16 protein-coding genes and 1 tRNA gene are annotated in these 21,273 nt (G+C 66.9%); 11 read left to right on the top strand and 6 right to left on the bottom strand.

Annotated elements, in window-relative coordinates:
• Window positions 1–150 precede the first annotated feature (150 nt).
• Window positions 151–224, bottom strand: a tRNA-Cys gene (locus V5F74_RS14750).
• A gap of 83 nt (window positions 225–307) precedes the next feature.
• On the bottom strand, window positions 308–1,288 hold the full coding sequence (locus tag V5F74_RS14755; protein ID WP_081837723.1) for a glycosyltransferase family 2 protein: 981 nt from the start codon (window positions 1,286–1,288) through the stop codon (window positions 308–310).
• A 418-nt stretch (window positions 1,289–1,706) separates the two neighbouring features.
• On the opposite strand from V5F74_RS14755, the gene V5F74_RS14760 reads away from it, so the two are divergent.
• On the top strand, window positions 1,707–3,392 hold the full coding sequence (locus V5F74_RS14760) for a fibronectin type III domain-containing protein (RefSeq protein ID WP_081837722.1): 1,686 nt from the start codon (window positions 1,707–1,709) through the stop codon (window positions 3,390–3,392).
• A gap of 51 nt (window positions 3,393–3,443) precedes the next feature.
• Here V5F74_RS14760 and V5F74_RS14765 read toward each other — a convergent pair whose 3' ends face one another.
• Window positions 3,444–3,899 (bottom strand): group III truncated hemoglobin, encoded by a 456-nt coding sequence (locus V5F74_RS14765; protein WP_029558561.1) that lies wholly within the window; start codon window positions 3,897–3,899, stop codon window positions 3,444–3,446.
• 243 nt (window positions 3,900–4,142) lie between these two features.
• On the opposite strand from V5F74_RS14765, the gene V5F74_RS14770 reads away from it, so the two are divergent.
• From V5F74_RS14770 to V5F74_RS14790, 5 genes are all read left to right on the top strand, one after another.
• Window positions 4,143–4,805 (top strand): protein-L-isoaspartate O-methyltransferase family protein, encoded by a 663-nt coding sequence (locus V5F74_RS14770; protein WP_029558560.1) that lies wholly within the window; start codon window positions 4,143–4,145, stop codon window positions 4,803–4,805.
• 157 nt (window positions 4,806–4,962) lie between these two features.
• Window positions 4,963–6,351, top strand: a complete 1,389-nt coding sequence (locus V5F74_RS14775) for a TolC family outer membrane protein (protein WP_029558559.1) — start codon at window positions 4,963–4,965, stop codon at window positions 6,349–6,351.
• 149 nt (window positions 6,352–6,500) lie between these two features.
• The gene (locus V5F74_RS14780; protein WP_394008805.1) at window positions 6,501–7,355 is read left to right on the top strand and encodes a DUF2497 domain-containing protein; all 855 of its coding nucleotides are present in this window, start codon (window positions 6,501–6,503) and stop codon (window positions 7,353–7,355) included.
• Window positions 7,356–7,527: 172 nt separating this feature from the next.
• Window positions 7,528–10,317 carry a valine--tRNA ligase gene (locus V5F74_RS14785; protein WP_394008807.1) on the top strand — a complete coding sequence of 930 codons (2,790 nt, stop codon included), beginning with the start codon at window positions 7,528–7,530 and terminating at the stop codon, window positions 10,315–10,317.
• A 491-nt stretch (window positions 10,318–10,808) separates the two neighbouring features.
• A complete protein-coding gene (locus tag V5F74_RS14790; protein WP_394008809.1) occupies window positions 10,809–11,711 on the top strand; it encodes a tetratricopeptide repeat protein in 903 nt (300 codons plus the stop codon).
• Between the two features lie 3 nt (window positions 11,712–11,714).
• Here V5F74_RS14790 and V5F74_RS14795 read toward each other — a convergent pair whose 3' ends face one another.
• Window positions 11,715–12,131, bottom strand: a complete 417-nt coding sequence (locus V5F74_RS14795) for a GFA family protein (RefSeq protein WP_394008811.1) — start codon at window positions 12,129–12,131, stop codon at window positions 11,715–11,717.
• A 7-nt stretch (window positions 12,132–12,138) separates the two neighbouring features.
• Entirely contained in the window at window positions 12,139–12,927 is a 789-nt protein-coding gene (gene xth, locus V5F74_RS14800; protein WP_394008813.1) for an exodeoxyribonuclease III, read from the bottom strand.
• 122 nt (window positions 12,928–13,049) lie between these two features.
• On the opposite strand from xth, the gene V5F74_RS14805 reads away from it, so the two are divergent.
• Both V5F74_RS14805 and V5F74_RS14810 read left to right on the top strand, forming a co-directional pair.
• Window positions 13,050–14,498 (top strand): MBOAT family O-acyltransferase, encoded by a 1,449-nt coding sequence (locus V5F74_RS14805; RefSeq protein WP_394008815.1) that lies wholly within the window; start codon window positions 13,050–13,052, stop codon window positions 14,496–14,498.
• Window positions 14,499–14,508: 10 nt separating this feature from the next.
• Window positions 14,509–15,675: an alginate O-acetyltransferase AlgX-related protein gene (locus V5F74_RS14810; RefSeq protein WP_394008817.1), complete on the top strand. Its 1,167-nt coding sequence runs from the start codon at window positions 14,509–14,511 to the stop codon at window positions 15,673–15,675.
• Window positions 15,676–15,718: 43 nt separating this feature from the next.
• Here V5F74_RS14810 and erpA read toward each other — a convergent pair whose 3' ends face one another.
• On the bottom strand, window positions 15,719–16,096 hold the full coding sequence (gene erpA, locus V5F74_RS14815; protein ID WP_081837719.1) for an iron-sulfur cluster insertion protein ErpA: 378 nt from the start codon (window positions 16,094–16,096) through the stop codon (window positions 15,719–15,721).
• A gap of 145 nt (window positions 16,097–16,241) precedes the next feature.
• On the opposite strand from erpA, the gene V5F74_RS14820 reads away from it, so the two are divergent.
• The 3 genes from V5F74_RS14820 to V5F74_RS14830 all read left to right on the top strand — a co-directional run bounded on the left by V5F74_RS14820 (window position 16,242) and on the right by V5F74_RS14830 (window position 21,238).
• Window positions 16,242–17,447 (top strand): deoxyguanosinetriphosphate triphosphohydrolase, encoded by a 1,206-nt coding sequence (locus tag V5F74_RS14820; RefSeq protein WP_029558550.1) that lies wholly within the window; start codon window positions 16,242–16,244, stop codon window positions 17,445–17,447.
• A gap of 36 nt (window positions 17,448–17,483) precedes the next feature.
• On the top strand, window positions 17,484–19,244 hold the full coding sequence (gene argS, locus V5F74_RS14825) for an arginine--tRNA ligase (RefSeq protein WP_394008819.1): 1,761 nt from the start codon (window positions 17,484–17,486) through the stop codon (window positions 19,242–19,244).
• A 122-nt stretch (window positions 19,245–19,366) separates the two neighbouring features.
• Complete coding sequence (locus V5F74_RS14830) at window positions 19,367–21,238, top strand: SPOR domain-containing protein (protein WP_394008821.1); 1,872 nt, start codon at window positions 19,367–19,369, stop codon at window positions 21,236–21,238.
• Window positions 21,239–21,273 lie beyond the last annotated feature (35 nt).

Raw genomic sequence — 21,273 nt, forward strand, 5'->3', positions numbered from 1 at the left:
CGGATGCGGGACCGCTTCGGTGTCCCCATGAACTGCCAGCAAGAGGCTAAGTCAACTTTCCGGCCCGAGAGCATGCTGCAGCGCAGCGCCGCATATGGGGCAGAAGCTCGGTCATTCCAGGAGCTTCCATTCCGGGAGCTTCGCGGGAACTGGAGGCCACGGAGGGAATCGAACCCCCGTACACGGATTTGCAGTCCGCTGCGTAACCACTCCGCCACGTGGCCTCACGAGCGCGTGTTCTTAAGGCGTTCGCCCAGACCGCGCAAGCACCGGTTCGGATTGTCCCCGTCTTCGCAAACGCGGTGGGTCAGCGCAGGGCGTGCCGCAGGAGCCGGCGGGCGACACTGGTCAACGGCCCGGCGAGCGTCGCCTCGATCAGCGGTCCCACAAGCCTGATCCGCATCTGCACACTTTTCTTCATGTGGGGCGCTACCGTTTTCAGGTCGTCCCAGGCGCGCAGGGCGCGGGCGAAGTCGGCGGCCTTCGAGGCCTGCAGAAACTCGCTGCGCAGGATGCTGGTGAAGCGGGGAGCAATCACATCCCGGCCCCAGAAGAGCCCGAGGCGGGGTTCGTCCGGATGAGCCTCAATGAGCTTGTGGAAATAGATCATCCGCGAGCGCCCCATGCGGGCGCTGAAGGACGTCGATTCCGGATAGATGCGCCACATGGTGACGGACTTGTCGAGATAGCAGCTCTTCACGCCCATGGAGTACAGGCGGACGAACAGGTCGTCGTCCTCGTAGCCGGACAGGCGCTCGTCGAACAGGCCGGCGTCAAGCATGGCCTGCCGGTCCACCAGCGAAGCGCCCGGCAGGATGAACATGTCGTGTTGCAGGCACTGCATCAGGGACCGCTTGGGATGCGGCGTGGGGACCTGATCCAGGCAATGCTCTGTAATGAGACGGCCGTTCCGGTCGATCTGGTCGAGGTTGCCGTAAACCAGACCGAGTCGACGAATCTCGGCGTCGGCGAACGGCTGGTGAAGCGCCGCCAGATGATCCTCGTACCAGATGTCGTCCTGATCCAGCAGCGCGATGTGGGAACACGTGGTCGAGCGAATGGCCAGATTGCGCGCGGACGACTGCCCGCCATTCGGCTTGTGCAGCAGGCGCACGGGATGATGACGCGCGATCTCCTCGACGATGGCGGGGCCCTCGTCGGTGGAGCCGTCGTTGACGACGATCACTTCATCAGCCGGTCGGGTCTGGCCCAGTACGCTGTGGAGCGCCGCTTCAATGAACGGCGCGCCATTATAGAGTGGAATGACCGCAGCAATCCTAATCGACAATCGGCGGCTTCCTCGTCAGCGCTCGCATCGGCGAACCATTGGCCCACCGCCCCTTTTACCCAAGGGAAGAATGTGCGTCGAGGGGGGCAGGTGGTTCCGAGTACCGCATCGGCCGGTTTCGTCGGGTTCAAAGTGCTTTCCAGCACGTCCCGGAAAAGGGGCGCGCCGTCACAAAATGGAATCACCACCGCTGCGGTTGCGGCGAGGCTCCGCACATGACGCAACTTCCAATTGAGCATATAGATCGCAGCGTCCGAAGGTATCGAAAGTGGTAAATGGCGGCCAAAGCACATAAATCTGAGGCGAAATCTCTCCAGCGCGCCGGGCGTTACTAAGTCGCAACATTTTCAGCTATCGACACAAGCGTGGAGTGCCCTATACCGGTACCGCCCAAAGGGCTGTCAAATCGGGGGCTGCCATGAGGATTCTTCACGCCACGTCCATCGCACTGGTGTCCGCCTTCACCCCATGGCTAGCAGGATCGGCATGGGCCCAGTCCTGCCCCGCAGCCTGGAACTCGTCATCGGTCTACACGGCGGGCGCGCAGGCCAGCGAAAACGGCATCATCTACCGCGCCAATTGGTGGACCCAGAATCAGGACCCCGCCACCAACAATGGGGGATCAGGCACCGGGCAGCCGTGGACCCAGTCCGGATCGTGCTCCAGTTGCACCGCTGTGCCGCCGGTCCCCAAGGGCCTTGCCGCGTCCGGCACCACCGGCAACGCGACGACGCTGACATGGACCCCGGTGACGGTCGCGAACTGCACCATATCGGGCTACCAGATCTATATGAATGGCACCCTGACGACGACCTCGTCCGGCGCCAGCGTGACGGTGTCGGGCCTGACGCCGCTCACCTCCTACAGCTTTGCCATTGCAGCGGTGGATTCGGTCGGTGCGTCGGCCAAATCGGCGCCGGTCACCGTCACCACCCTCAGCGGCCCGCCGCCCAGCACGGCCAGCACAGGGACGATCAATTTCCATCTGCTGCTGGGTGTCGGGACCGCCCAGGACTCGCTCACCCTCACGGGTGGGAATTACGACGACCTGATCATGTCGAATATCGTCGCCGGCGTGCTGCTGGGCCACCTCATCGATGAAGGCTTTCCCGGCATCCAGTACAACAAGGATTATCTCTACGGATCGATCTTCGCCCAGCTGCTTCAGGAAAATATCGCGACCCAATACTATAAGTCGAGCAGCGACCTCATTGATCCGAATGCAAACCAGCAGGCGGTCATGGGCGTCGGCCAGGGCGGCCCGTACCAGATCAACAACTATGCCGCCGACATGGTCTCCGGCAGCTACCAGCCCAAGGGCCATTCGCTCATAAATTATGTGGCGATCCAGAAGAACATCGGCTTCACCATGGCCAATGCGGCCACACAATACACCAAGGCGACGCCGGCCTCCTTCAACAACAAATACTATGGCCCGGCCCTGGTGGCGTACTTCCACTACAACGACCTGGTTGCCCTGAACGTCACCGGAAAGGGCGCGGGAGGGTGGACCACCCCGTGGGAGCCGGCCTTCGATACGGCGCTGAAGAACTTCACGACGCTGCCGAACAGCTTCCTCGATGTGATCCTGAACGTCGCCTACAATCAGGGCTTCTACGGACCGCTCGTGTCCCGCTACAGCAATCTCGGCGCCACGGCGACGGCCGCGACCGTGACATCGGTGAACAGCTATAGTTCGGCCTGGGGAAGCTCGGATACCTACGTTCAGTATCCGTATCAGGTTCATTATTACCTGGACCAGCTCTACAACAACCCGGTCCCGACCACGAGTCCGACCCTGAAGACAACGCCCACCAACAGCGTCGTCTTCAACATCAGCGCGCTGGCCAACGTTTTCTCGAGGGTTGCCCAGACCCTGTCCTATTCCAACGGCACCAACCCCGCGCAGTTCTACACCGCAGCGCAGGCGAACGCGGCGTTCTCGTCGGCACTGACCAAGCTCAAGGTCGCAAGCTCGGCCAAGCTTGACCTGAGCAAGGCAACCGCCCGGGCGACCATCTTCTCGGTCATCGACGCGGCGCTTGCCAACCTCGAAGCCGCGAGCGGCATGAAGTTCATCAGCACCACTGACAAGCAACTCTGATGCACGCCGGGAAGGCGGGGGGCGGGTTCTCCCGCAGGCTCCGCCTTCCGCTCAGCTGTTGCCGTAGGGGATGATGCGCGTGGTGTCCTCGCCCTTGTGGAAGGCGATGGCGAGGCGGAAGCTGTGCGCCATCCGCTCGGCATGGGCGATGGCCTGCTGGGCCGCATCGGGTGGCAGCACCTCAAGGGCGGTCGGGCGGAACAGGGCGAGCCAGCGCGCGAATTGCGGTTCGCCCGCATCGCTGCCGAGCGCCAGGTGCGGCGGCAGGGGGCGGCCTTCGTAGCGGCCGGACTTCAGCAGCACCGAGGACCAGAAGTCGCACATCTTGGCGAGATGGACCGGCCAGGCCTCGTCGGCGATGCGACCGCCGAAGATCGGGCCGAGCAGGGCGTCCTTTTGCACGCGCGCATAGAAGGTATGGACCAGACGACGGACCGCTGCTTCGTCGAGCCCCTCGGGCTGCGGTTCCTGCGATGCAGGCGGGGAGGGGGTGTTGGTTGCCGTCATGCGTCGCGCCTCCTCGGCTGCGGCCGGTGCGCGGGTCGATCCGCGCGTTCGTCAGGGTTGAGGACACTCCCGCCGCTGCCGGCCGGGAACCATGCGACTTGCGGCCACATGAGCCCGTCCGCGCAGCCGCCGTTCCCGAGGGGCGCCTTGCAAAAGGGGCGGCAATATGGCTCTTGAGCCCGACGGCACGGGACACGCCTCCGCTGAGCGCCCCGGGCCAAGGGGATGGCCGGAGACGGGAAAATGATCGATTACGTCGAGCTGCGCCGCGGCATGGTGGATAGCCAGGTGCGCACCAACAACGTCACCGACCCGGGCATCGTCGGTGCGATGCTGGAAATCCCCCGCGAGCTTTTCGTTCCGGCTCAGCTCAAGTCGCTCGCTTATATCGACGACGACCTCGCTCTGACCTCCGGCAGCCCGACCCGCTACCTCGTCGAGCCCATGATCCTCGCGCGCCTCATCCAGGAGGCGGACGTGCAGGAGCATGACCATGTGCTCGATATCGGCGGCGGCACCGGCTATTCGGCCGCCGTTCTCTCCCGGCTCGCCCAGCAGGTGGTGGCCGTGGAAGAAGATGCCGGCCTCGCGGCCACAGCCACAGCCACGCTCGCCGAGATCGGCGTCGCCAACGTCGCGGTGATGCAGGGCCCGCTGAACGCGGGATGGAAGGCGGAAGCCCCCTACGACCTCATCCTCCTCAACGGCTCGGTGGACGAGGTGCCGGTCGCCCTGTTCGATCAGGTCAAGGAAGGCGGACGCCTTGTCGCCGTCGTTGGTCACGGCGGGGCGGGCAAGGCCTGCGTGTTTACCAAGGTGGCGGGTTCCGTGAGCGAGCGGGTCGCCTTCAACGCCGCCGTTCCCGCGCTTCCCGGCTTCAAGGCCGCGCCCCGCTTCACTTTCTGACCACTGTGGCGCGTTTGCCGCGGTAGGCCGAAAACGCCGCTTCCATCGAACCGATCGGTTTCGGATCGGGAGCGGGACCGATATCTTACCGAAAAGTTACCGCGCGGCAGAGTCGGTGCGGCGAGTCTGCATGGCCGTGTCGGATCGGGAGATTGGGATGTCGGTTGCAAAGCGCATTCGCCGAAGCGGTGTTGCATGTTTGGCGGGCGTCAGTGTCTTTGCTTTGGCTATGGGTGTCGCGTCTGCCCAGTCGCTGGATCAGGCGCTGGCCATGGCCTACACAAACAACCCCACGCTGAACGCCCAGCGCGCAGGAACCCGCGCCACGGACGAAACCGTGCCGCAGGCTCTGTCCGGCTATCGCCCGACCCTGAACGCCACTGCGCAGGCCGGGCCGGAATTTGCCAAGCAGCAGGCTTCCGGCGTCAAGACGAGCGGGTGGCTCTGGCCGCGCGCGTTCGCGCTCAATGCGGCCTACACGCTGTTCAACGGCTTCGTCACCGCCAACCAGACCCGCAACGCCGAGTCGCAGGTGCGCGGATCGCGCGAGACGCTGCGCAACACCGAGCAGACGGTGATGCTGAATGGCGTCACGGCCTACATGAACGTCATTCAGGCCATCGCCCTTCTGGAACTGCAAAAGCAGAGTCTGGCCGCGTTCCAGCAGGAATTGCGCGCGACGCGCGACCGCTTCAACGTCGGCGAGGTGACCCGTACCGACGTGGCCCAGGCCGAAGCCCGGGTGGCGGATGCGCAGTATCAGGTGAGCCAGGCGGTCGCGAACCTTTCCACAGCCCGCGCGAACTATCGGCAGGTGATCGGCGTCGAGCCGGGCAAGCTCACCACGCCGCGCTCGATTGAGGCCACGCTGCCGGGATCCGTGGACAAGGTGATCTCCACCGGACTCAGCAACCACCCGGCCGTCAAGGCGTCCGAATTCGCCGTGGACGCGGCGATGTTCCAGGTGAAAGTCGCGGAGGGCGGCTTGGCGCCGAACCTTTCGCTTCAGGGCCAGCTCTCCCAGTCCTACGACCAGAACTTCTCGGTCGACTCCCAGTCCGGCGCTGCGGTGACGCTCAATCTCTCGGTGCCGATCTACCAGGGCGGCGTCGAGTACGCGAACATCCGTCAGGCCAAGGAATTGCTGACGCAGGCGCGCATCGAGGTGGACGTGAACCGCGACACCATCCGCGCCCAGGCCGTGCAGTACTGGGGTGCGCTTGAGGCCGCGAAGGCACAGATCCAGGCGGCTCAGGCGTCGGTCGCCGCCAACACGCTCGCCCTTGAGGGCGTCCGTGAGGAATGGCGGGTCGGCCAGCGCACCACCACCGACGTGTTGAACGCCCAGCGCGACCTCACCAACTCGCAGTCGTCCCTGGTCGTCGCCCAGCGCGACCGGGTGGTGGCCGCTTATGCGCTGATCTCCACCATCGGCCGGCTGGATGCCCTGTCGCTGGGTCTGAAGGTGAATTATTACGACCCTCGCGTGCATTACAATCAGGTGCGCGACAGCTGGGCCGGTGTTCGCACGCCTGACGGCAAATAATCCCCAAGACGCCCCTGCAACAGTTGTTGCTGCCAACTGAGGCGGTGCCATACTCCCTCTACAACTGGCGATTCTCTCCGTCGGCTTCCGGGTGCGGATAGTTTCCGCATCCGGAAGTCCGCCGGTTCGTCTTCGGCCGAGGTCGGGACATGGCTGCGAGCCCCAAGGTGCAGGAACCGTCGATGGAAGAAATCCTGGCCTCCATTCGCCGCATCATGGCGGATGACGAGCAGCCGGCGGCGCACGCCGAGGCTGCTCCCCGCCGCGGCGAAAATCCGCCGTCCGGTGATGGGCGCCCCCGTCGTCCGCCGGAGCCCCGCGTGGTGGCGCAGCGGCAGGCGCCGCCCGAGCCGCCGCCCATTCCCCGCCGTCCCGCTCCGCGTGATGCAACGCCGGTTGCCGGTGCCTATGCGGCGGCGCCGCGCCCCGCGTCACGTCCGGCAGCGCCTGTGCGTCCCGCCGGCGAGCGTCCTGCCGCAGATGCGCCCGCAAGGCAGCAACGTCCGTGGCTGGATGAACAGGATGAAGCGGTCTTCGCCGAGGCCGCCGCTGCCCTGCGTCAAGCCCGCCACGAGCCTCCTCCCGTGTCACAGCGCGCAGAACCGCGCCCGGTGCAGCAGCCGACCTATCCCGACCGTCCGGTGGAGGAAATGGAAGATCGCCAAGAGCCTGCCGCGGCCCAGCCCCAGCCGCGGCCCCTGCGCCCGCAGCCGGCGTCTTCCGCTTTCGAGGACCATCGTCCGGCGCAGCCTGCCGGCGATGGCCACCCCGCGGAGAGCGTGCGGCGTCGCGACCTGCTCTCTGCCAATGCGGATGCTGCGGTGATGGCCGCCTTCCGCAATCTCGGCGACGTTCTGCTGCCGCAGAAGGAGCGCACGGTGGAAGATCTCGTGAAAGAGATTCTCCGCCCCATGCTCAAGGACTGGCTGGACGCCAACCTGCCGACCATCGTCGAGGATCTGGTGCGGGCCGAGATCGAGCGCGTCGCCCGCCGCCAGCGTTAGGCCCGCGGGCCTCGCCACACACCTCTCTTTCCATTCCAGTGCGGCCGGCGTGTTGACGCCGGACCGCGCGTCCGGCTTAAACGCCGGCTGACCCGTTCCGACCACAGCGGACGCGGAGCCGGCCCGGCGCGCTGCGCCGGCGACGGCCGAGCGGCGCCGCGGAGTCCCGTTCATGCTGGAAAAAGTCTTCGATCCCGCCGCCGTTGAAGATCGCATAGCCGATCGCTGGGAAAATGCCGGCGCGTTCCGCTGCGGCCGTCCCGAGCGCAAGGACGCGGAAGGCTTCTCCATCGTCATCCCGCCGCCGAACGTCACCGGCTCCCTGCACATGGGCCACGCGCTCAACAACACGTTGCAGGACGTGCTGGCGCGGTTCGAACGCATGCGCGGCAAGGACGTGCTCTGGCAGCCGGGCACCGACCACGCCGGCATCGCCACCCAGATGGTGGTGGAACGCCAGCTTGCCGCCCAGAAGCTGCCCGGCCGCCGCGACCTCGGCCGCGAGGCCTTCATCGAGAAGGTGTGGGCGTGGAAGGCCGAATCGGGCGGCACCATCGTCAACCAGCTGAAGAAGCTCGGCGCCTCCTGCGACTGGTCGCGCGAGCGCTTCACCATGGATGAGGGGCTCTCCCGCGCCGTCCTCAAGGTGTTCGTGCAGCTCTATCGCGAGGGGCTGATCTACAAGGACAAGCGCCTCGTCAACTGGGACCCCAAGCTGATCACCGCCATCTCGGACCTTGAGGTGCTGCAGGTGGAGGTGAAGGGCAATCTCTGGCACCTGCGCTATCCCATCGAGGGCGAGAAGGACCGCTTCATCGTCGTCGCCACCACGCGTCCCGAGACCATGCTCGGCGATACGGCGGTGGCGGTGCACCCGGACGACGAGCGCTATCGCGACCTCATCGGCAAGCACGTCATCCTCCCGCTGATGGGTAGGCGCATCCCCATCGTCGCGGATGAGTATTCCGATCCCGAGAAGGGCTCCGGCGCGGTGAAGATCACCCCGGCGCACGATTTCAACGACTTCGACGTGGGGCGCCGGCACGATTTGCCGATGATCAACGTGCTCGATGCCGAGGCGCGGATCGACCCGCAGGGTATCCAGGACGATTACGCCGAGCGGCCCGAGGCCTATGTGGACCTGCCGGACGCAGCGGGCGTGCTCAGCCATCTGGCGGGCATGGACCGTTTCGCCGCGCGCAAGCACATCGTCGAGCTGCTCACCTCGCTGGAGCTGCTGGAGACCATCGAGCCGCACACCCACATGGTGCCCCACGGCGACCGCTCCAACGTGGTCATCGAGCCGTGGCTGACCGACCAGTGGTACGTGGACGCCAAGACCCTCGCCCAGCCGGCGCTGGCGGCGGTGCGCGAGGGGCGCACCACCTTTGTGCCGAAGAACTGGGAAAAGACCTATTTCGAGTGGCTGGAGAACATCCAGCCCTGGTGCATCTCGCGCCAACTCTGGTGGGGCCACCAGATCCCGGCCTGGTACGACCCCTTCGGCAACGTCTTCGTCGCCGAGGACGAGGATCAGGCTTTCGAGGAGGCGCTGGCCCACAATGTCGGCAATGAGAGCCTGTCGCCCGAGGAGGCGCAGGCGCTGATCGACGATGCGGACAAGCGGGCAGGGTTCCTCACCCGCGACGAGGACGTGCTGGACACGTGGTTCTCGTCCGCCCTGTGGCCCTTCTCCACCATGGGCTGGCCCGACGAGACGGCCGAGCTGAAGAAGTTCTATCCCACCAGCGTGCTGGTGACGGGCTTTGACATCATCTTCTTCTGGGTCGCCCGGATGATGATGATGGGCCTGCACTTCATGGACGGCGAAGTGCCGTTCAAGGACGTCTACATCCACGCCCTCGTCCGCGACGAGAAGGGGGCGAAGATGTCGAAGTCCAAGGGCAACGTCATCGACCCGCTCGACCTGGTGGAGAAGTACGGCGCGGACGCCCTGCGCTTCACACTTGCCGCCATGGCGGCGCAGGGGCGCGACATCAAGCTCGCCACCTCCCGCGTCGAGGGCTACCGCAACTTCGCGACCAAGCTCTGGAACGCGGTGCGGTTCGCCCAGATGAACGGCTGCGTGCGCGCGGACGGCTTCGATCCGGCGAAGGTGGAGGGTACCCTCAACCGCTGGATCATCGGCGAGGCCGCCCGTGCATCATCAGAGGTGAGCGAGGCGATCCTCGCCTACCGTTTCAACGAGGCGGCGGGCGCGGTCTACCGCTTCATCTGGAACGTAGTGTGCGACTGGCACCTGGAACTGGCGAAGCCGGTCCTCTCCGGTCCCGACGGCGCCGCCAAGGACGAGACCCGCGCCGCCACCGCCTATGTGCTCGACGTGGCCATGGGCCTGCTGCACCCGTTCATGCCCTTCCTCACCGAGGAATTGTGGTCGGAGACCGGCAAGGAGGGGCCGGCGCGCACCAGCCTGCTTGCGCTGGCGCCGTGGCCGGACCTGACGGGTCTAGAGGCGCCTGACGCCGAGGCTGAGGTCGGCTGGGTGGTGGACCTCATCACCGAGATCCGCTCCGTGCGGGCGGAGATGAACGTGCCGGCCGGCGCGCAGGTGCCCCTCGTGCTGGTGCAGCCCGGCGCGGAGACAACCGCGCGCGTGGCCGCCTGGGACGACGCCATCCGCCGCCTCGCCCGCCTGTCCGACGTCTCGGTGTCCGATCAGGTGCCCGCCAGCTCGGTGCAGATGGTGGTCCGGGGCGAAGTGGTGGCTCTGCCGCTCGCCGGCGTGGTCGACCTCGGCGCGGAGCTGGCCCGCCTGCGCAAGGAAGAGGGCAAGCTCGACCAGGAGGTCGCCCGCATCGACGCCAAGCTCGGCAACGAGAGCTTCGTCGCCCGTGCGCCGGAAGAGGTGGTGGAAGCCGAGCGCGAGAAGCGCGAGGAATACATCCTGCGCAAGGAGAAGGTCCGCGCCGCCATCAGCCAGCTCTCCGCTGGTGCCTGAGGGCGCGGCTTTCCGAAACGTCAATGGCGAGTGGCCGAGGCGCGGGGGCAAGTGTTGCCGCCGCGCCTCAGTTTTTGCCGACCGTCTTGATCATGGTTAAGACTTGAACTTTTCGGCCGCCTTCTTGCAGGGTCTTGGCGCCTCTTATTGTGACAGAGAAGACACACTCCCGATCCTTTGAACGTGCTGGGTTCCCGTAGGGGCCTTACGCCGCGAACTCGCCACAAAACGACATGAAATCGAACCTCAACGCGCTGCGGTGAGCGTAACCCGGAATGTGTTTCCGGCCGCCGCGCCTGAGGTGAGTCCTAATGGACGGTCGTTGCACATGGCGAGAGGATGCCCCGGCGGGCGGCGCCGGGCTTCGCCCGAAAGGTCGCCTCAGAGGCGCCGCTGCTCGGCCTTTCCTCGGCCCCGATATTGCCGCCGCGTCAGTTCACCTTCCGTCCATCATGAATTCGGTTGCGACACACGGGACATTTCGGGGCGCGGTGAACGGGACGGCGAGCGCGTCGCGCCGCCCGCGCCGGGTGCGCGTGCCCGCCGCGATCGCCGGCGTGCTCTTCCTTGCCGTGGCCGGTCTTGCGGCCGGACGCGCCCATGCCTTCGACGGCACCGCGCAGACCCTCCAGCCTTACGAGATGCAGCCGCTGACGCCGCCGGCCAACGTGCCGCTGGCGCCGCAGGTTCGCCCCGTGGACGAAGCCTTCCGCACCGGGGCGCAGGCGCTCCGCGCCGGCCAGACCGCCAAGGGCATCGACGCCCTCGGCTATGCTGCCGCGCAGGGCCACGCCATGGCCCAGTGGAAGCTCGGCCGCATCTATATGGACGGCGACGGCGTCAAGCGCGACGACGCCAAGGCGTTCGAATATTTCCAGAAGATCGCCAGCAGCCACGCCGAGGACTATCCCGGCACCGCTCAGTCGCGCTTCGTGGCCAATGCCTTCGTGGCGCTGGGCTCCTATTATCTCGTGGGCATCCCCTCCGCCGGAGTGAAGCGCGATCCCTCCCGGGCGCGGGACATGTTCTCGTACGCCGCCTCCTATTTCGGCGACGCGGACGGGCAGTACCAGCTCGGCAAGCTCTATCTCGAAGGCGTCGGCGGCCCCCGCGACGCGCGCAACGCCGGCCGCTGGCTGACGCTCGCTTCTCAGAAGGGCCAGTACGAGGCCCAGGCCACCCTCGGCGTGCTGCTCTTCCGCGGTGACGAGGGCGTGCCCCGCCAGCGGGCCCGTGGCCTGATGTGGCTGACCCTGGCCCGCGATTCCGCCGTTCGTCCTGAGGACAAGTGGGTGGTGAACGCCCACGAGCAGGCTTTCGCCGAGGCGACGCCGGACGAGCGCGAGAAGGCGCTCGGCTATCTGGAAGTGTGGCTGAAGACGGCGAAGCGCTGAGGTCTACGGATCGGAGGGGCGTTCGCCGTCGTAGCGCGGCAATCCTTCTCCGAGATCACGCGCCATGTGCAGCGCCGAGCTGACCCAGATGTGATGGGTCGGCGATACGCGGTCGGGATCGTCCAGCGTACCGATGGTCACGTCCACATCAGCTTCCCGCGCCATGTCGAACACGATGGGGCTGCCGCAATGGCCGCAGAAGCGCCGGGTGACGCCGGGGCTTGATTCGAAGATGGCAGGCTCACCCGAGATGAAGGCGACATCCTCCCGCGCCATGGAAACCCACGGCAGGGCCGCGGAGCCGGAGGCGCGGCGGCACATGGTGCAGTGGCACCAATAGGCGCTTTTCACCCGCTCCAGCCGGTAGCGCAGGCGGCCACACAGGCACCCGCCTTCGAGCGTCGTCGTGTCCCCCGCCATTTTGTCCTCACGCCGCGATGGAAAAGTCGGCCCACACCGGCACGTGGTCGGACGGCTTCTCCCAGGCGCGGACATGCTTGTCGACGCCCGTGGCAATCAGCCGGTCGGCCGCCTGCGGCGACAGCAGAAGGTGGTCGATGCGGATGCCGTTGTCCCGCTGCCAGGCGCCGGCCTGGTAATCCCAGAAGGTGAACAGCCGGCCGGCATCGGAGGTGGCGCGCAGGGCGTCCGTGAAGCCGAGATTGAGCAGGGAACGGAACGCCTGCCGGGTGCGCGGCAGGAACAGGGCGTCGCCGGTCCAGGCCGCGGGGTCGGCGGCGTCGCGCGGCTCGGGAATCACATTGAAGTCGCCGGCGAGCACCAGCGGCTCCTCCAGTTTCAGCCGGTCGGCCGCGAAGGCGGACAGGCGCTCCATGAAACCGAGCTTGTAGGGGTATTTCTCCGTCTCCGGCGGGTTGCCGTTGGGCAGATAGATGCAGGCCACCCGCACCACGCCGCCCTTCACCGACACCACCGCCTCGATGAAGCGCGCCTGCTCGTCGCCGTCATCGCCGGCGAGGCCGTGGGTCACGTCCTCCAGCGGCAGGCGGGAGAGGAGGGCGACGCCATTGAACCCCTTCTGCCCATGCACGCTCACGTTATAGCCCAGCGCCTCGAAAGCCTCCTTCGGGAAGGCATCGGTCTGGCACTTGATCTCCTGGATGCAGACCACGTCCGGCCGGGTCTCGCCCAGCCAGCGGACCGCGTGGTCGAGACGCTGGCGGATGGAATTCACGTTCCAGGTGGCGATGCGCATGGGATGGCGGCTCCTTCGCGGCGGAGGATACGCCGGCCCGGCAGGGAGGCAATGGGGCGGAGCGCCTTACCTATCGCCACACCTCTCACGACCCGCCAAAGGGTTGCGGCAGCGAGCAAAGAGTGGCAGGAACGCCGGATGACAATCTCTGGCGGCCCGGCGGCATGACCTTCGCGTCCATCGAATTCCTGTTCTATTTTTTCCCGCTCTTTCTGGTCGCCTATTTCTCCGCGAAGACCATTACCACGCGGAACTATATCTTTCTGGCTTTCTCGCTCGTCTTCTATTCGGCGGGCTATACGCCGCATATCCTCATCCTGCTTGCTTCGGTTGCGGCCAACTTCTTCCTCGCCAAGGCCATCGAGGTGCGCGAAGGCGCGGCGCGCAAGCGCGTGCTGGCGCTGGGCGTGACGCTGAACCTCCTCCTGCTCGGGGTATTCAAATACACCGGCTTCCTGGCGGAGAACCTCAACGCCCTCATCGAGCCGGCCGGGCTGTTGCTGCCGGTGCCGCAGATCTCGCTGCCGCTGGGCATCTCCTTCTATTCGTTCCACGCCATTTCCTACCTCGCGGACATCTACAAGAAGAAGGTCCACGCCAACCGCGATCCGGCGCAGTTCGCCCTCTACATGTGCATGTTCCCGCAGCTGGTCGCCGGCCCCATCGTGCGCTACGCCACCGTGGCGCGGCAGCTCTCGCAGCGGCGGGTGACGCTGGGGCGGTTCTCGGCGGGCGCACGGCTGTTCGTGATCGGTCTCGCCTGGAAGGTGCTGATCGCCGACGAGGTGGCGCGTCTGGTGGATGGGGTGTTCGACACCACCACCCACCCGACCTTCGTGGAGGCCTGGCTCGGCCTCTATGCCTATACGGTGCAGATCTATTTCGACTTCGCCGGCTATTCCACCATGGCGGTGGGCCTCGGCATCATGGTGGGCTTCGTGCTGCCGCGGAACTTCCGGCTGCCCTACACCGCCCATTCGATCACCGATTTCTGGCGGCGCTGGCACATGAGCCTGTCCGCCTTCCTGCGCGATTACCTCTACATCCCGCTGGGCGGAAACCGGCGCGGAGAGATGCGCACCTACATCAATCTCTCCGTCGTCTTCCTGCTGTGCGGACTGTGGCACGGGGCAAGCTGGACCTTCGTGATCTGGGGTGCGCACCACGGCGCCTTCCTCATCATTGAGCGCGCCTTCCTCGGCCGCTGGCTGAAGCGGATGCCCGGCGTCGTCAGCCACCTCTACACGGTGCTGGTGGTGATGATCGGCTGGGTGTGGTTCCGCGCCGACAGCCTGCCCGGCGCCATCGACATGTTCCACGGCCTCGCGGGGCTCAACGGCTTCAGCCGTGCCTCCATGGCGCTGGGCTTCGGCCTGACGCCGCTTGCCATCATGGCCCTCGTCGTGGGCGGGTTGATCGGCTTCTTCCGCTGGCCGCGCTGGAAAATCCTGTCGGGGGAGGGCGCCATGGCGCGGGTGGCGGATTTCGCGCTGATCGCGGTGCTGATGCTGGCGAGCGTCGCCTGGGTGGGCGGCACCAACGGCACGCCCTTCCTCTATTACCGGTTCTGAGGAGCGCCCGATGACACTGCTCTCCCGGCATCGCCGCTATCTGGGCGTCCTCGTCGCCGGCCTGTTCGGCTTCCTGCTGCTGTCGAACCTCATTCCCGACCCGCTGGCGAGCATGCAGTGGCGCGTGAAGGTGGCGCCCGAATGGGAGTTCAGCCGCAAGCTGGACCTGTGGTTCCGCAACATCGGCATCTTCATCCAGGACAATTTCGGCTTCCGCGCCACCCTGCCGGTTCTGCGCCGGGAGCTTCGGGCGGAGCTGGACTCCCCCGACAGCAAGCCCTTCTACGCCGGCCGTGACGGCCAGCTGTTCTGGGGCAGGGAGCAGACGCCCGCGCAATCCGCCGGTGCGCTGGTGCGGACGGCCAACGTGGAGCGCTTCGTCGACATGCTCGGCGAGATGCAGCGCATCCTTGCGCCCCTCGGCACGAAGATCGTCGTCGCCCTCCCGCCCAACGCCCAGTCGGTGGAAACTGAGGCGCTGCCGCTGTGGAACGATGCGCTCACCTACCCCACGACGGAATACGACCTCGCGCTGGCGGGGCTGAAAGCGCGGGGCGTCACCACCGTGGACCTGCGCCCGGTGCTGAAGGCGAGCCCGGCGCCGCGCTATCTCCTCACCGACACCCATTGGAATGCCCGCTCGAGCATTCTCGCCTTCAATGCGGTGATGGTCGCCGCTGGTCATCCCGACTGGCAGGTGGACCCGGCGCAGGTGGTGGGCCAGCTGGAGCCGGCCGCGCGGGGCGACCTGCTGCGCGCCATGCGCATGCCGCCGGAGGTGAAGGAGGAGGATTTTCGCCTCAACCTGCCCGCCAAGGCGTCAAAGCCGCGCTTCGACCCCGTGCTGCGCAGCCTCAACGAGCACATCGCCTTCAAGTCGGTGGTGCGGGACTACGCGCCGGAGGGGCTCAAGGTCCTGATCATGGGCGATTCCTTCACCGCCCTGGCGTGGCCGCGCCTGTTCGCCAATGCACCGGTGAAGGAGGTGGCCTGGATGCACGCCTCCGCCCGGGTGACGGGCAATTGCGACTTCAGCTTCGACGACGTGAAGCGCTACGCGCCGGACCTCATCATCTATGCCCGCACGGAGCGCTTCTTCCCCTGCTATGGCGACGACTGGCCAAAGGGCTTGCCGCGCCTGTGGCGCAGCGCCGTGCCGCGCAACGTGGCGCCTTAGCGGGCGTGCGGCGTTCCAGCCGCGAAGCTGGAACGCGAGCGGATCAGACCGCGAAGCTGGACCCGCAGCCGCACTTGGCGGTGGCCATGGGGTTCGAGATCTTGAAGGCGGAGCCCATCAGGTCGGCCTTGTAGTCGAGCTGGGAGCCCTTGAAATAGTCGAGCGACATGCGATCGACCACGATCTTGGCGCCTTCCTTCTCGATGACGAGGTCGTCGTCCGACTGTTCCTGCGTCACATCATACTTGTAGGAAAAGCCGGAACAGCCGCCGCCTTCCACGCTGATGCGCAGGAACGTGCCGGCAGGCTCGGGAGAAAGAATCTGGCAGATGCGGCGCGCGGCCGCGTCGGTCACCGTAAAATCCACTTCCGTCACCGGAGCATCGGCGGGAGCGGTCGTCGGGGCGAGGGAGGTTTCCATGGTATCGACTTTACGAATTGAAGCTGGCAATGGCTTCTAAGGTAAGTCCATCCGCCCCCGATTTAAAGGGCGGGCGGTGCAAAAGGGTTTTGTGCGTCGCCGCAGGTTCTTGTGCCGCGCCGGCCGGAACGGGGGAGGGGCGGTCATGGCGGTGAGCGGCGCAACGCCCCGCGTGGCCTGGGCCTGCGAAGCCGAACGGTCCCGCGGCCGGTTGGTCCCGGAACCCGAGATGCCGCCGCGCAGCCCGTTCCGGCGCGATTGCGACCGCATCATCCATTCCACGGCCTTCCGCCGCCTGAAGCAGAAGACGCAGGTCTTTGTCTTCAACGAGGGCGACCATTACCGCACGCGCCTCACCCACACGCTGGAGGTGGTACAGGTGGCCCGCTCCATCGCCCGTGCGCTGGGGCTGGATGAGGACCTCGCCGAGGCGCTGGCGCTGGCGCACGATCTCGGCCACCCGCCCTTCGCCCATGCCGGCGAGCGGGCGCTGGACGCCTGCATGGCGGGGCAGGGGGGCTTCGACCACAACGCTCAGTCCCTGCGCGTCGTCACCCGCATCGAGGGCCGCTATGCCGCCTTCGACGGCCTCAACCTGACGTGGGAGACGCTGGAGGGCATCGCCAAGCACAATGGTCCGCTGACCGACCGCGAGGGCAACGGCATCGGCCGCTATCGCGACGGGCTGCCCCACGCCATCCGCGTGCATTCGGCCCAGCAGGATCTCGAATTGTGGAGCCACGCCTCTGCGGAGGCGCAGGTCGCCGCCATCTCCGACGACATCGCCTACGACGTGCACGACCTCGATGACGGTCTGCGCGCCCGCATGTTCACGCTGGACGACATCGCCGGCCTGCCGCTGGTGGGCGAGGCGCTGGCCAGCGTGCGCGGGCGCTATCCCGGCCTGGACGTGCCGCGCACGGTGAACGAGGTGCTGAGGCTGGTCATCACCCTGCTCATCGAGGACGTGGTGGCGGAAAGCACCCGCCGCGCACTGGCCGCCGGCGTGGCCTCGGCGGAGGATGTCCGGGCGCTCGGCGCGCCCATCGTCGCCTTCTCGGATGCCATGCGGCAGAAGGAGAAGGCGCTGAAGGGCTTTCTCTTTCCGCGCATGTACCGGCACGAGCGGGTCAACCGCATCATGGCCGAGGCGCAGGGGGTCATCCGCGATCTGTTCGCCTATTTCATCAACCGCCCGAAGGACCTGCCGCCCTCCTGGCAGGACGGTATCGAGACGCTGGAAGGCGAGCGCCTCGCCCGCCGCGTCTGCGACTACATTGCGGGCATGACCGACCGCTACGCCCTCGACCAGCACGCCCGCTTCTTTGACTCGACACCGGACTTGCGTTAGGCGCGCCGGCAACCGAACCCGATTGGACCCCATTCCATGAACGTCTACGCGATCTTCGCCGATCACGTCCGCGAAGCCGTCGCCGCCCTTTCCGCCGAGGGCCTCGTCAAATCCGGTCTCGACCTCGCCCGCGTGGTGGTGGAGCCGCCCCGCGATGCGACCCATGGCGACCTCGCCACCAATGCGGCCATGGTATTGTCCAAGGACGCCGGCCTGAAGCCGCGCGACCTGGCCGAGAAGATCGCGGGCAAGCTCAAGGCGGTGCCAGGCGTGGCGCGGGTGGACGTGGCCGGTCCCGGCTTCATCAACATCGCCCTCGATGCCGCCTTCTGGCCCAAGGTGCTCGCCGCCGCGCTCACAAAGGGCCTCGATTTCGGCCGCTCAAGGCTCGGCGCGGGCGAGAAGGTGAATGTGGAGTACGTCTCCGCCAACCCCACCGGCCCCATGCATGTGGGCCATTGTCGGGGCGCGGTGTTCGGCGACGCCATGGCGCGCCTGCTGGCCTTCGCCGGCTTCGCCGTGACCAAGGAATATTACATCAACGACGCCGGCGCCCAGGTGGACGTGCTCGGCCGCTCCGTCTTCCTGCGCTATCGCGAGGCGGTGACGGGCGAGAAGGCGGACATTCCGGACGGACTCTATCCCGGTGACTATCTCGTCGCCGTCGGCCAGCAGCTCGCCGAGATGCACGGCGGGGAATACATGGCCGCGCCGGAGAGCGAGTGGCTGCCGGTGTTCCGTTCCTTCGCCATCGGCTGCATGATGGAGATGATCCGCGACGACCTCACGGCCCTCGGCATCGAGTTCGACGTGTTCTTCTCCGAGCGTTCGCTGGCCTTCGGCGCGGTGGACAAGGTGGGCGCCACCATCGAGGCTCTGCGGGCCTCCGGCGAGGTCTATGAGGGGCGCCTGCCGCCGCCCAAGGGCGCGCCCATCGAAGATTGGGAGGATCGCGAGCAGACCCTGTTCCGCTCCACCGACTTCGGCGACGACGTGGACCGGCCGCTGAAGAAGTCGGACGGCAGCTACACCTATTTCGCCGGCGACATCGCCTACCACAAGGACAAGGTAGAGCGCGGCTTCCTCAAGATGATCGACGTCTGGGGCGCCGACCATGGTGGCTACGTGAAGCGCATGCAGGCGGCGGTGAAGGCCGTGTCGGGCGGCAAGGGCAGCCTCGATGTGGAGCTGATCCAGCTGGTGCGCCTGTTCCGCAATGGCGAGCCGGTGCGCATGTCGAAGCGCGCAGGCTCGTTCGTCACCCTGCGCGAGGTGGTAGACGAGGTGGGCCGCGATGCGGTGCGCTTCATGATGCTGTTCCGAAAGAATGATGCGCCGCTCGACTTCGACCTCGGCAAGGTGATCGAGCAATCACGCGAAAATCCCGTCTTCTACGTGCAGTATGCCCACGCCCGGGCCAAATCGATCCTGCGCAATGCAAGCGAGCAGTTCTCCGATCTGCCCGCCGAACCTGCCGCCTTCGCCGGGGCCGCGTTGTCGCGACTCGACGACGAAGGCGAGCTGACGCTGCTGCGGCGCATCGCCTCCTGGCCGCGCCTCGTCGAGCAGGCGGCAACGGCGCGCGAGCCGCACCGCATTTCGTTCTTCCTGCATGATCTGGCGAGCGAGTTCCACGCCCAGTGGAACCGGGGAAAAGACTTGCCACATTTACGCTTCATTATCGAGAATGATCGAGATTTGACCTCGGCTCGCCTCGCATTGGTGCATGGCGTTGCCACGGTACTCGCTTCCGGTCTCAAGGTGCTCGGGGTGGAGGCCGTTGACGAGATGAAATAATCGCTCGTCCGGTTGCGGTCCGGCGTATGCTGGCCGAGTGCGGGCGGGGCTTTGTGGCCGGTTCGCGAAGATCCATTTCGCGAGGATCCGGCCGGGTGGGCGGCGCAACACATCGAGGCGACATGGGCGACGAAAGCAGGTACCGCTACCGGCGTGACGATGCTGCCACGGGAAGCGGCCCCGGCTCCCGGCCGGCGCAGGCCGCCAGTGGCGATCGCGCGGGTGGACGTGATCCCCTCGCCGAGCTTGCTCGGCTCATGGATCACGATCCCTTCGACGATTTCGACGGGCTCCAGCCCGAACAGCAGTCCCGTTCGGGCGCGCCCCAGCAGAGCGCGCCCCAGCAGGCGGCTCCTCGCCCAGCCCCCGCGCAGCGCTATGCGCCACCGGCAGCTCCCGCACCGGCGCAGCGTCTGGTGCCGCCCCAGCCGACGCGCGCCGCGCTTCAGCCGCCGCCTCGCCCGGCCGCTGTCGAACACGATTATGATGAGGACGACGACGCCGAGGCGTGGAACACCGCACCCGCCCGCCAGCCCGCCGTTCCGGCACGCGCCGCGCCCTCTTATGCGCCGGAGCCCCAGTCCCGCGCCCCGCAGGGCTATGGCCAGTCCGGCTATGCCCAGCCTGCGCCGTCCTACGCCCCGGCGCCCCGCCCGGCGGACCCGCGCGCGGCTGACGTTCGCCTGGGTTACGGCTCGCTCGCCCGCGATGCCGCCGCTGCCCGCGCCGTGCCGCCGCAGCAGCCGCCGCCTCAGGATTATGACGATTACGACGACGACTATGACGACGGCGTAGACGATCCGCGCCAGCCCGATCCTCGCCAGCCCCATCCCAGCAACGCCGATCCGCGCGCGCGGGCGGCTGGCTACGGGCAGGGTCAGGCCCCGCAGGAGCAGCAGGCTTACGGCCGGGCGGATGCCCAGGGATATCGCCAGGACGCCCGCTCTCAAGATGCCCGGTATCAGGACGCGCGGTACCCGGACGACCGTCGTCCCGCCTCCGGCCAGCCGGCCCACCAGTCGGCGCGCTACGACGACGAGACGGACGAGGCAGGCTACGCCTATTCCGCTGCGCGCCGTGACGAAGACTACGATTACGACGACTACGACGACCGCTACGATCCCGAATATGCCGATGACGGCTACATGCCGCCCCACGGCGATGAGATGTACGAGCCCGAGCCGCGCCGCCGCCGTGGTCGCACGGCGCTTCTGCTCGGCGTCTCGCTGGTGGGTCTCCTGGTCGCGGGTGTTGCCGGCGTGTTCGCCTACAACATGGCGGTGGGCCGCTCCGGCCTGATGTCATCGTCCAGCGCGCCGCCGGTCATCAAGGCCGATTCCGCCCCGGCCAAGACCACGACGCCGGCCACGGCAGACGCCCAGAAATCGATCTATGACCGCGTGGGCGGCCCCGTGACCGCCGGAAACGAGAAGATGGTGCCCCGCGAGGAGCAGCCGGTGGACGTGACGTCTGCCGCCCGCGCCCCGGCGGACAGCGCCCCGGCTGCGCCCCAGCAGCCCATGCAGGCGACACAGAACCTCACCGAGCCCAAGCGCGTGCGCACCATGACCGTGCGCGCCGACGGCAGCGTGACACCCGGCGTGCCCTCCAGCGCCGTCTCGGCCTATGCGCCGAGCCAGAACCCGATCCCGGTGGGGCTGCCGCAGCCCAATCCCGTCACCACCGTGCCTGCCTCCGCCCCTGCGGATGCGACGGCAAGCACGTCTCCCGCGCCCACGGCGGCCGGCACCTACGTGGTGCAGGTGGCTTCCCAGCGGTCCGAGAGCGATGCGCTCGGCTCGTGGAAGGCGCTGCAGGCCAAGTATCCAAACCTGCTCGGCAGCTACAAGGCGACGGTCAAGAAGGCGGACCTCGGCGACAAGGGCATCTATTACCGCGCCCAGGTCGGTCCCTTCGCCGGCCGCGACCAGGCCAACGAACTCTGTCAGTCCCTGCGCGCGCAGGGGGGCGATTGCGTCGTGACCAAGAACTGACGGGCGATCGCCTTTCAGGACAGAAAAGCCGCCTT

This window comes from Xanthobacter aminoxidans, from assembly GCF_043193615.1.
Lineage (GTDB): Bacteria > Pseudomonadota > Alphaproteobacteria > Rhizobiales > Xanthobacteraceae > Xanthobacter > Xanthobacter aminoxidans.